The 12,381-nt window shown below is 40.8% G+C and carries 8 protein-coding genes; 5 read left to right on the top strand and 3 right to left on the bottom strand.

Annotated features, from left to right (window positions below; all coding sequences use genetic code 11):
• The first annotated feature begins 145 nt into the window (after positions 1 to 145).
• Positions 146 to 871, top strand: coding sequence for a YebC/PmpR family DNA-binding transcriptional regulator (locus tag ACJJVX_RS03555; RefSeq protein ID WP_054203953.1), 726 nt, complete (start codon positions 146 to 148; stop codon positions 869 to 871).
• Positions 872 to 1,597: 726 nt separating this feature from the next.
• Here the strand turns inward: ACJJVX_RS03555 and ACJJVX_RS03550 are convergent.
• Positions 1,598 to 3,781: a malate synthase G gene (locus tag ACJJVX_RS03550; RefSeq protein ID WP_405630180.1), complete on the bottom strand. Its 2,184-nt coding sequence runs from the start codon at positions 3,779 to 3,781 to the stop codon at positions 1,598 to 1,600.
• A 238-nt stretch (positions 3,782 to 4,019) separates the two neighbouring features.
• Between ACJJVX_RS03550 and ACJJVX_RS03545 the strand changes: the two genes are divergently transcribed.
• The gene (locus ACJJVX_RS03545; protein WP_405630178.1) at positions 4,020 to 5,621 is read left to right on the top strand and encodes an isocitrate lyase; all 1,602 of its coding nucleotides are present in this window, start codon (positions 4,020 to 4,022) and stop codon (positions 5,619 to 5,621) included.
• An 880-nt stretch (positions 5,622 to 6,501) separates the two neighbouring features.
• Here ACJJVX_RS03545 and ACJJVX_RS03540 read toward each other — a convergent pair.
• Complete coding sequence (locus ACJJVX_RS03540) at positions 6,502 to 8,526, bottom strand: S9 family peptidase (protein WP_405630176.1); 2,025 nt, start codon at positions 8,524 to 8,526, stop codon at positions 6,502 to 6,504.
• A 271-nt stretch (positions 8,527 to 8,797) separates the two neighbouring features.
• Here ACJJVX_RS03540 and ACJJVX_RS03535 point away from each other — a divergent pair, with 271 nt between their 5' ends.
• From ACJJVX_RS03535 to ACJJVX_RS03525, 3 genes are all read left to right on the top strand, one after another.
• A complete protein-coding gene (locus ACJJVX_RS03535) occupies positions 8,798 to 9,703 on the top strand; it encodes a helix-turn-helix transcriptional regulator (protein ID WP_054452525.1) in 906 nt (301 codons plus the stop codon).
• Positions 9,704 to 9,789: 86 nt separating this feature from the next.
• Positions 9,790 to 10,113, top strand: coding sequence for an ATP-binding cassette domain-containing protein (locus ACJJVX_RS03530; protein ID WP_405630173.1), 324 nt, complete (start codon positions 9,790 to 9,792; stop codon positions 10,111 to 10,113).
• Between the two features lie 382 nt (positions 10,114 to 10,495).
• Positions 10,496 to 11,692 (top strand): MFS transporter, encoded by a 1,197-nt coding sequence (locus ACJJVX_RS03525; RefSeq protein ID WP_405630171.1) that lies wholly within the window; start codon positions 10,496 to 10,498, stop codon positions 11,690 to 11,692.
• A gap of 75 nt (positions 11,693 to 11,767) precedes the next feature.
• Here ACJJVX_RS03525 and ACJJVX_RS03520 read toward each other — a convergent pair whose 3' ends face one another.
• Complete coding sequence (locus ACJJVX_RS03520) at positions 11,768 to 12,277, bottom strand: RNA polymerase sigma factor (RefSeq protein ID WP_054203960.1); 510 nt, start codon at positions 12,275 to 12,277, stop codon at positions 11,768 to 11,770.
• Between the last annotated feature and the right edge of the window lie 104 nt (positions 12,278 to 12,381).

Raw genomic sequence — 12,381 nt, 5'->3', positions numbered from 1 at the left:
TAGAGTGTTGTTTAATGTTTTTAAATATTAGCCATGTGAAATGAAACATTATAATTGTTATTTGACACTCATTTAACTACTAGCCCAACACAGCGTGAATTGTTAAAATGTTTTCAATATATCGAGTTTACAATAGAGGCGTAAGATGGGCAGAGCATTTGAAGTCCGCAAAAGTTCAATGGCTAAAACAGCCAATGCTAAAACCAAAGTTAATTCTAAATACGGTAAAGAAATTTACGTTGCTGCAAAAAACGGTGAGCCTGACCCAGAAGTAAACCAATCGCTTAAGCGTTTAATTGAGCGTGCGAAACGTGACCAAGTTCCTGCACATGTAATCGAAAAAGCAATTGAAAAAGCAGCGGGCGGAGCAGGGGAAGATTATTCAACAGCCCGTTATGAAGGTTATGGCCCTGGTAACTGCATGGTAATTGTTGACTGCTTAACAGATAACCCTAATCGCACCATTAAAGATGTGCGCTTACCGTTTACTAAAACCGATTCAAAAATAGGCACTCCAGGCTGTGTTGCCCATATGTTTGACCACTTTGCTGTATTAGGTTTTAGTGGTGATGACGATGAGGTCGTACTTGAAGCGCTGATGATGGCTGATGTTGATGTAACCGATGTAGAAGTGGAAGACGGTAAAGTATCTGTTTTTGCCCCGCATACAGAATATTTTAAGGCAAAAACAGCTCTTGAGGAAGCATTTGAAGGCATTAATTTCGAAGTTGACGAAATTACGTTTGTACCACAAGTACACATAGATATTACAGATGTAGATGACATTGCTAATTTTGATAAGTTTATTACCATGCTTGAAGATTGCGACGACGTACAAAACATTTATCACAACGCTACGGTTGTTAGTTAAAGGTAGCAGCGAGTTTATCTCGCGACAATGAGATTCGCGGTGGCAATATACTCTCTTAAAAGTAATATCCACCGCGCTCCTGTAGTCATTTATACACGACAAGTCTATTTTACCAGCGAGGGCAGGGTGCACTGCGCGCTACACCGAGAAAGCTTAAGTAAAAAGTCATTAATTTCCTCTCTGTGAACTGTGTATTCTCAGTGGTGGACAAATCACTTAAAGAATTTTATAAACCTGTACCTATGGGAACGGAAACACCGCGCTCAAGGTATTTCATATCATACTGCCAGTACGAGCTTACTCATTGAAGTATCGCGATGATTTATAAAGCGCCGTACTTTTAATGCGCTTTTTGTTGGTTGGTAATCATTGCTGAATGTTAGCCATTCATTGTAGTTATGAATAAGCAAAAAAAAGCCAACCCGAAGGTTGGCTATATGACACAAATATACCCAAGCCACCTCAAGATGCAGAATTCAGCGTTTTACAGGGGCTTAATATCAAGGCGTTACTTTGCAACAATGGCAGTCCCTTTTAAGAAGTAACAACGATGAGAGTAAGTGCCTGTGAAACGCCCAACGGGTTGGTTTTAAAGCGATTTATACTGCGTTATTGATTTTAACAATAGAACCACTATTACTTGCAATCAATGCCTTGCCTAAATCGCTTTAAATTCCAACTGAAACTCGCATCTTGAGGTGGTTTGGGTATAAACTCGAAGGGGAGTTATTGTTGCATTGCTTTGTATTTTATACGAAAGGAATGTAACAATGGTTCAGTATAGCCACTGGGTTGTTTAACGCCTTCTAATATAAGGGCTAGGGCTGCTTGATAGGCAATACTGTTTGCTAGGCTTTGGGTTGAGTCCGCCATATTGATATAAGCCGGATCACCTTCATTTTGCCCATCAACGACTTTTGCCATTTTTGCCATCGTATTCTCAATTTGTGCTTGCGTACATACCCCATGCTGTAGCCAGTTAGCCATATGCTGACTCGAAATACGTAATGTAGCACGGTCTTCCATTAAGCCTATGTGGTTAATATCAGGTACTTTAGAGCAACCGACACCTTGGTCAATCCAACGTACTACGTAGCCTAATATTCCTTGCGCGTTGTTATCGAGTTCAGCTTGAATATCTTCTTTGCTTAGCGTGTTTGCATCTACCATCAAAGGAGGAGTTAGTAATTGGCTTAAGCTTGCCTGTTGGCGTTGCGAAATCGATTTTTGACAGGTAAATACATCCACATCATGATAATGCATAGCATGTAAGGTGGCTGCCGTAGGGGAGGGCACCCATGCTGTATTGGCACCTGATTGTGGATGAGCAATTTTTTGCTCCATCATCAGTGCCATTTTATCAGGCATTGGCCACATCCCTTTACCTATTTGAGCGCGGCCACTTAATCCTGTTTGTAAGCCAATATCGACATTTCTGTCTTCATAAGCGCTGATCCAAGGTTGTTGCTTAATGGCTGCTTTTGGTAGGACGACGCCAGCTTGCATTGAGGTATGGATTTCATCACCTGTGCGATCTAAAAATCCGGTATTGATAAATACCACGCGTTGTTTTGCAGCTTCTATACAGGCTTTTAAGTTGACTGAGGTACGGCGTTCTTCATCCATTATACCCATCTTAATAGTGTTTGTTGGTAGTTGTAGAACCTGTTCGATTCGGCTAAATAAAGTATTAGTAAATGCAACTTCTTCAGGGCCATGCATTTTGGGTTTGACGATATTAATACTGGCTGCGGTGGAGTTTTTTACAGGGCTATTCCCGTTTAAGTCATGCAGTGCGGCGGTTACCGTGATCATTGCATCCATTATACCTTCAAATACATCATTGCCTTGGCTATCTTGTATTGCTGGGTTTGTCATCAAATGGCCCACATTACGCACAAACATCATGCTACGGCCTTTTAGGCTCAGAGGTTTGCCATTTACACCATTATAATGACGATCTGTGGCAAGGGTACGCTCAATGGTTTTTCCCTCTTTTGTAAATGATTCAATCAGTGTGCCTTTCATTAAGCCGAGCCAGTTTTGATAAACTTGCACTTTATCTTCACCATCTACTGCGGCAACTGAGTCTTCACAATCCATAATAGTGGTGAGTGCCGCCTCTAGTACAACGTCTTTTAAACCCGCCTTATCAGCTTGACCAATAGTGTGTTGATGATCTATTTGCAGCTCTATATGTAAACCATGGTTTATTAGTAAAATGGCGCTAGGGTTTTGTGCTTCACCTTGAAAGCCTGTGAGTTGTTCTGGCTGTTTTAGGCCTGTTTGAGAGCTATCTCGTAAGGTGATAATGAGTTGGCCGTTTACTACTGAATAGTTAGTGCTTTCAATATGAGATCCATTCTCAAGCGGTAAGGCTTTGTCTAAAAACTGTCTCGCGTAGGCCATTACTTTAAAGCCGCGCACCGAATTATAGGTATTGCCTTTCTCTGCGCCATCTTCTTCACTTAGTACATCAGTGCCATAGAGCGCATCGTATAACGAGCCCCAACGCGCGTTTGCTGCATTAAGTGCAAAGCGTGCGTTGCTTACTGGCACAACGAGCTGAGGGCCTGCGGTAAGGGCTATCTCAGGCTCGGCATTTTCAGTCTCAATACAAAAATCATTAGGTTCAGGAACTAAATAGCCAATGTCAGTCAAAAATTGTTGATATTGCGCAGCATCCCAGTGTTTATTGGTTAAATGATAGCAATCAATTTGATGTTGTAAGTCTTCACGCTTAACTAATAATGCACGATTGATAGGGCTAAGGTCATTAATAATGTCAGTAAACCCTTGCCAAAAAAGTTGTTCAGTAATACCTGTACCAGGTAATAGTTGATTATTAATAAAGTCGGCTAATTGGTTATTTACAGTTAACCCAAACTGGTTGTGAGAGGAGGTTGTCATAATTGCTATCCTTTAAACGGTCGCGATGCATAAATTTCTTATGTGCTAACCATAACGTAAAAACATTGCCATGGATGCTTTTTGGCCATTCATAAAATGTATAGCCAGCATAATAACTATAAATTTACTAAATTTTATAAATCGGCCTAATGTTTATGTAAGCGCTACGGAGCATGAGCTCTTGGGCCTCTCTCACATATATAAACTTTAGTTTTAACCCGTTCAAAGGATTTTTATTATGACTACTTATCAACGTGAAACAGATACATTAGCAACACTTTGCCAAGCACAAGGTAAAACGTGGCAAGCAATTAACCCTGAATACGCAAGTCGTATGCGTTTACAAAATCGCTTTCGTACAGGGTTAGAAATTGCACAATTCACTGCCGACATTATGCGTGAAGACATGGCCGCTTATGATGCTGATACTAGCCAATACACACAATCACTAGGTTGCTGGCACGGTTTTACTGCCCAACAAATGATGATGGCAATTAAGCGTCACCAAAAAACCACTAAGCGCAGTTATGTATACTTAAGTGGTTGGATGGTTGCAGCTCTTCGCTCTGAGTTTGGTCCACTGCCTGATCAAAGTATGCATGAAAAAACCTCAGTACCGGCCCTAATCGAAGAGATTTATACGTTCTTAAAGCAAGCTGATGCCCGCGAACTTGACCATTTATTTAAAGATCTTGATAACGCCAAAGCAACAGGCGGCGATGTACAAACGGTACTTGATAAAATCGATAATTTTGAAAGCCACGTAGTGCCAATTATTGCTGATATTGATGCTGGTTTTGGTAATGAAGAAGCGACCTACTTACTCGCTAAAAAAATGATTGAAGCAGGCGCTTGTGCGATTCAAATTGAAAACCAAGTATCAGATGCTAAACAATGTGGCCATCAAGCAGGTAAAGTAACCGTGCCGCACGAAGACTTTTTAGCAAAAATTAACGCCGTTCGTTATGCGTTTTTAGAACTAGGAATTGATAACGGCATTATCGTAGCGCGCACAGACTCATTGGGTGCAAGCCTTACCCAAAAAGTACCGGTATCACAAATCCCAGGTGATTTGGCGAGTCAATACAATGCCTTTTTAGAAACAACGCCAATTAATGGTGTAGAAGACTTAAAAGAAGGTGATACCGCCATGAAACTGAACGGTCAGTTGTGCAAACCAACTCGTCTTGATAATGGTTTATTCCAGTTCCGTGAAGGCACAGAAAAAGACCGTGTTGTACTTGATTGTATTACCAGCTTACAGTCAGGCGCTGATTTACTGTGGATTGAAACTGAAAAACCGCATGTAAAACAGATTGCTGAACTTGTTAACCGTGTTAAGGAGCAAGTGCCAGATGCTAAATTAGTTTATAACAATTCACCATCATTCAACTGGACACTTAAGTTCCGTGAGCAAGTGTACCAAGAATGGCAGGAAGCAGGTCGTGACCTATCAGCGTACCCAAATATTGATGATAATAAAGCACTGATGGCGCCAGAGATGGATGCCACTGAACTTGCAGTCGCTGCTGATGTGTTAGTACAGAACTTCCAACGTGATGGCGCACGTGAAGCAGGTATTTTCCATCACCTAATCACATTGCCAACATACCATACAGCGGCACTAAGCACTGATATTCTATCTGAAGGTTATTTTGGTGATTTAGGTATGCTGGCTTATGTACGTGATGTTCAACGCCAAGAAATTCGCCGTGAACAAGCGTCCGTTAAACATCAGGACTTAGCGGGCTCTAACATGGGTGATACACATAAAGAATACTTTTCAGGTGAGAATGCGCTTAAAGCCGGTGGCGAAGCAAACACTATGAATCAATTCTAATAGGTTTAATAACCAATAAAAATCCAATCCAACAATGTTGCAAAGGGCCTTAGGCCCTTTTTTAATGCGCTTTATACACCGCTTAGTATTTAACTAAGCACAGTTCAGTATGTAACTAAGTACAGATCAGTATTTAACCAAGCACAGATCAGTATTTAACTAGCTGCTATTTTTATAATGATTATGGATCAGATTTTTATCAGCTGAGTGCTGATGGCATATTTAAGAGGAAAATATGGCTGTTTTTTAGTATCACAGGTACAAAATGCGATGTTTAGCTGCGCTTTTGAGCATAAAAATAAAGATATAAACCGATTTTTTACTAACTCTAACTGATTACAAACCACTTTTTTACCAACTTAAACGCCATAAACAGTGACTCAAACCGATTTTTTACCAACTCAACGACCAAAAAATGTCATAAACCGAAATTTTACTAACTCGATTTATACACAAAGTCCGATATTTGTATAAACTTGATGATATGTAAATGAGCACTCACTTTTTGTAAAGGGGGTTTACAAAAAGTAATGAGTGCGAGTTAGTAAAAGATAAATTGTAATTACTAAATGATGGCGCTAGGTTTTCCCTAAAACCTAGGGCGCGTTGACCTTTGTGGATTGAAATTTGTTCAACCTAGGGGCGATTTAATCGCGGCGCGAGGTTTGTAACCTAGCGGGCTAAGTAAAAACCGAGCAACAAAGAGTCAATCGCCCCTAGGAAGAACCCTTTGGGCAGCGCATGTTTGGCATTTATACTGCGTTATCGCCTATTTATGGGGAACAACCACACTACATAGGCTCTGCCTTGCCTAAATACCAAACATACTGCTGCAAAATCAATCACGAAAGGTCAACACGCCCTAGTCTTTAGAAGCTTTTTATTTACTGTGCTTATCAAACCACCATTGAATATAGGCCACTTTAGCCATCAAGTTTGATGGGCGTTTTGTAATTCCATGTGAGGCATCAGGAATGCGCACCATTGCGGTATCAACGCCTTGCAGCTTAAGTGCCTGATAGAATTGCTCTGTCTCTGAAATCGGTGTGCGGTAGTCAGCTTCACCCGTTAGTAGCATCGTTGGAGTTTTAACATTACCAACATAAGTGATGGGCGAACGCTTCATGTAATGTTCAATATGATCCCATGGTTTACCTGGGAACCAGTAATCGGCAAAAAACGGGTAGAAGTCAGCAGTGAGTACAAAACTGATCCAGTTGATCACCGGCTTTGCAACTACAGCCGCAGCAAAGCGGTCAGTATGGCCAACAATCCATGCAGTTAATACACCGCCACCTGAACCACCAGTTACAAACAGTTTAGATTCATCAATAAAACCTTTAGCAATTAATGCATCTACGCCTGTCATTAAGTCATCAAAGTCATTACTTGGGTAATTATGATGGATGGTTTGTGCAAACTCTTTTCCGTATGAATCACTACCACGTGGGTTCATGTATAAAACGACACTCCCTTTGGCAGCAAAAAGCTGAACTTCAGCACTAAAGTGAGGGCCATAGTTAGCTACGGGTCCGCCGTGAATTTCTAGAATAAGCGGGTATTTTTTACTGCTATCAAAACCCGGTGGATAGGCAATCCAACCTTGAATAGGTAAACTATCGTGGTTTGATTTAAGCCAAATTTCTTCTACCTTTGCCAGCTTTTTATTGCCAAGGGCATCGTCATTTAGCTTTGTTAAACGTTGAGTTTTCCCTCGTTTAATTATTGCGACATCAGACGGGCGCTGTGTATCGGCAAGAGTAATTGCCACTTCGCCATCATCACTAATATCAAAATCGCCGCCAGAATATGGACGACCAAATGACACACTACCAATATTTTCAGTCACTATTTTACGCTTACCGTTTCGTGGTTGATAAGCGAGCACGGTTTGTCCCTCATTGGCGTAACTAAAGTACACACCTTTTGAGTTATCTGCCCATTTAATTTCCCCAACACTTCTGTCAAAATCTGCCGTTAGACTGCTGGTATCACCTGATTTTAAATCACGAATATACAGCTGAGTGTTTTCATAATTAGTGCGTTTATCATCATACCCAGTATAGGCAAGGTAACGGCCATTAGGCGAAACGAGAGGTTGGTTATCAGGGCCGACTCTGTCGGTTATTTGGGTTATTTCTAGGTTGGTTAAGTTGAGCTTATAAACTTCTGAGTTAGTTGGTTTGAGTTTATATTCATTGTGACGATTTGCTGAAAAATATAGACTTTTACCATCATCTGTAAAGCTTATCGAGCCACCATGATTGAAGTCGCCAGAGGTTAACTGCTGTGCATTACCGCCATTGGCATCAATAGCAAAAAAGTGATTAAAGCCCGGTTTAGTGTAGCCACCGCCATCGGCACGATAATAAACATCGTCGATAAACATCGCAGGTTTTGCCCAATCAGCTCCCTCAGGTTTTCCAGGAAGATTTACAGGAGATGATACTTTACTTGATACAAACTGGCTGAATACAAGTTTTTTACCATCGGGCGCCCAATGTAAACTGCCAGGGCTTTTGGTTAAATTACTTATTTTTGCAACAGCGCCTGTTTTTAACCATTTCACATAAATCTGACTGCTACCATCACGCGTTGAAATAAATGCTAACCGCGCTTCATCTGGAGATAACACCGGCGAATAATCCATATGCACGCCAGAAGTAAGCGGTTGCAATTGTTTTGAATTACTATCGACAGACCAAATATTACTGACTTTACGATCTGACTTTATATCCATACGATTACGCACAAAATACACGGTTTTAGCGTCGTGCGTCATTTCAAGTTGATTGGCGTATTCAAGATCGAATACGTTTTCAAGTTGTAAGGTATTGTCAGCTTGAGCCGCGATGCCGCAAAAGCTCATCGCAGCCAGCAGTGCAAGAGGGGAGAGTAATTTCATTTTTATTCCTTGTTATTAAACAGCATTATTACTGTTATAAAGTAACAAAGGTTAAAAATACAGCTGATTGCGATGAAAAGCAGAGTTAAAGCCCCTAGATGTTTTTAGTTAAGTCGATTTTTTGATGAATTAATAAAGGAGTTAATTTAACTTTATTTGCAAATGAAAATTATTATCAACTGCAGGGTGTTGTGATATAGTTTTAAAAATGCATTCTCAAAGCTCTTTGCAATGAGTGCAGCCAGCCCAGTTAGGATTGATAAGGTTTAAAATGACTTTGTGCAGTGACATTGAAATAGATATGACGAATAAATCGCAACAAATTGTAAGTGCACATAACTTTGTCCAGTTGTTACCCGGCTTATCAGTAAGCTTATCTACAGCAGATGATATGGGTCCTGCTGATACTAAACATGTGTTTCCTAGTGATGCGCAACATATTCATTTAAACAGCATTCTTGCGGGAAAATTCGAAGCTACTGTAGGCAATCATTTTTTGCAATGTAGCTGCGGAGACTTCAATATTGGCTTTTCAGCAGGTGAAAAATTTTGTTCATATCACAGCCATGATTTTTGCAATTTAGATATCATGATAAAGCCAGAACTACTTACTGAGCTTGCTGGTGAAGAACTCTGTTGCATAGAGTTGAGTAATCGTCACTCATTCTTTGTAAAACAAAGTGGATCGAATGGTAAAGTTAATGCATGTGCAAACCGTATTCACCAACTTATTAAAGAGCCACAAGCAAGTCCTTTGTTATTACATTCTGCGACGCTAGATTATCTATATTGGCACCTGAGCGCACTAAAATCAGTTGATAGCGGCAACCAAGTTTCATTTCGAGAAAAGAAGCAACTTATTGCTGCAAGAGATTTTTTGCTCTCTGATCTGAGTAACCCTCCGACGATTTCAAACGTGGCTAAAGAGGTAGGTTTAAATCAATGTAAGCTTAAGCAAGGTTTTAAAGCATTGTTTGATAACACAGTATACGGCTGCTTCCAAGAAGCAAGAATGAACAAAGCTATGAGTCTACTCAAAGACCATAATGTTACCGAAACGGCAATTTCATTGGGTTACAGCAATATTAGTCATTTTAGTGTAGCCTTTAGAAAACAGTTTGACGTGCTGCCAAAAGAAGCTCGGCTTAATTTAGCGCCCACCTTTGTGAGTAATTAAGCGTGTTACTAAAAATAAAAGTGGCGAACAATAAGTTAACGCCACCTTTGCATATAGTTTAGAAATTAGTACCAACCGTTAAACCAATGGTTCGTTGTGATAGTGGCTTATTATCATCGGGTGGTCAAAGACAGCGCATTGCAATTGCCAGAGCGCTCTTAAAAGATGCGCCTATTGTGTTATTAGATGAAGCCACAGCTTCGTTAGATCCCATCACCCAAACAGACATCGTCCAAGCAATGAGTAATCTTTTACAAAACCGGACCGTGATCACAGTAGCCCATCGACTTTCAAGCACTGTAAACGCTGATAAAATTATTGTACTTAAAGATGGAAAAGTAGTGGAGTCGGGGGGTCATCATTGCTTGTTATCACGTGGTGGATACTATACACAGCTCTGGAATGCATAGGCTATGTAACTGCGTAAAGGGGCTTTACAGTCATCTTTGTAAAACAAGGGTTTTACAATTCAATCTTGAATGTAGCCACCAAGTAATATTTTCATTATATATAATGATAGCATTGGCTTTGTTGAGAATAGTTTTTATTCGTGGTAGTGTTTTGGGAAACGTTGAGCATTATTTGTTTTTATCGTTTTATTCATAAGTATTTTGTTCAACAACCTTTTATTAAGAATTTAGCATGTATTTGTCGGTAAAAATAAAAAATCCTTACAGCTTCATGCCGAAAATTTCACCAGAGGAATAGACGATAACCACTTTAAAGCGATATGCCCTGAAGGTGGGGAGCGGCATAAAAACTGTGCAATACCCTCAATCATAAGGACAGAGAATGAGTAACCTAGTAAATAATGAAACCGTGCCACAAACGGATGCTCCATTTAGCCTGAAACCGCTTATGTTCGAAACCTTTGTGTGTACTATGGCGCTGATGGCATTTGCAGCTTTGGCTGCACCTATTGCACGCGTTATCGGGCTTGAAGCATGGCAGCTTGGTACTGCAATGACTGTGGCCGGTGTTGCTTGGGTTGTTATGGCTCGGTTTTGGGGGAAACTAAGCGACCGTAACGGCCGTCGGCCAGTGATGCTTTTTGGGCTTGCTGGCTTTGTTATTAGCTATGCGTTATTGGCATTGTTTATTGATTTTGCTATGCAAACGGCAATGGTGCAGGGACTCGCATTTGTCGGCATTGTGATAGGGCGGGGTATAGCAGGGGTATTCTATGCTGCGGTGCCCGCAACAAGTGCTGCATTAGTGGCAGATCATATATCACCTAAACAGCGAGCAGCAGCGATGGCTGGGATCGGGGCCTCAAGTGCCGCAGGTATGGTTATAGGCCCAAGTTTTGTAGGTCTCATTGGCCCTTATAGTTTAAGTATTCCTTTATACATCACGGCTGTTTTACCCGCCATTGCATTGATTGTAATTTGGCGTGTATTGCCAAAGCGAGAACATCACGTAAAGCCGGACGGTAACTCACTAAAATTAAACGATATGCGCTTACGCTGGCCAGTAATAGTGGCCTTTGTTGCTACATTTAGTGTTGCGGTTGCGCAGATCACGGTTGGTTTTTTTGCCCTCGATCGATTATTGCTAGAGCCTGCAAATACGGCGCGCACAGCAGGGGTTGCACTGGCTATTGTTGGTGTAACATTGATAGTTGCACAAATAATATTACGAAAGCTTGACTGGCAGCCGCGACGATTAATTAAATGTGGGGGGATCATTGCCGCAGCCGGATTTAGCTGTACGATCTTTGCCTCGACACCACTTGTGCTTTGGTTTAGCTATGGCGTGGCGGGTTTTGGCATGGGATGGGTTTTTCCATCTGTTTCTGCATTGGCTGCTAATTCAGTTGAAGCCCATGAACAAGGCGCAGCTGCTGGTACAATCTCAGCAGCGCAAGGATTGGGTGTTGTAGTCGGGCCTATTGTTGGTACTGGTGTTTATAGTATCGATATTGGCTTGCCTTATGGGCTAATTGCAGTGATGTTATTGTTAGCGATATGCTGGCGACCACTAAAATAGTTATCTTTCCTCGAAATGTATAGCCCTTGCTTGCGCCGCGTAAAGCTGTTTCAGGTAAGGGTAACCACTCCCACCTTAATGAGTCAGTTCAACCTTGCAAGAATGGATCACTTCTTTAATCATAAAGTTAACAAGCGTAGGTGAGATTTTATACACAGAGGCTATCTCTTTTTGTTTCAAACGACCATGGCGATAAAAGCTGATTATATTTTTATGGCGAGTTGATAATTTGTTCATTGTTTTGTTAATGGATTCAGATAACTGCTGCTGTGAAAAATGTGCTTCTATATCAGAGCTGCTGTCATGTAATCCATCTAATACTATGCCATCCATATCAATTAACGCATCGCGTTTATTTTTTCTGAGCATATCAATAGCAATATTTCTGGCTACTTGATAGCTAAAACTTGTGGGGTTTTTTACATCATGGTTTTGTTGTTGGCTCATGGCCGCTAAGCGAATAAAGGTATCTTGCAAGGCATCTTCAGCTAAATAAGGGCAGTGTAGAATGGAGTTTAAAAATGCTAATAGTTTGGTCTTATTCTGATAAATAATATCTGACCACTTTACTGCAGATACCGACACTGCCAATTCCTTTTGGTTTTATTTTAGGGTCTCAGATGTTAATGAGATTTATTTTCATGCGCATTATGCATTTAGATGGCTATAACTGTCAATGGTTGTTTATT

The organism is Pseudoalteromonas sp. Ld20 (genome assembly GCF_045064175.1).
In the GTDB taxonomy this organism is placed as follows: Bacteria; Pseudomonadota; Gammaproteobacteria; order Enterobacterales; family Alteromonadaceae; genus Pseudoalteromonas; species Pseudoalteromonas neustonica.
The sequence above is the reverse complement of the archived record's forward strand: the minus strand, read 5'-3'. Positions and strand labels throughout refer to the sequence as shown.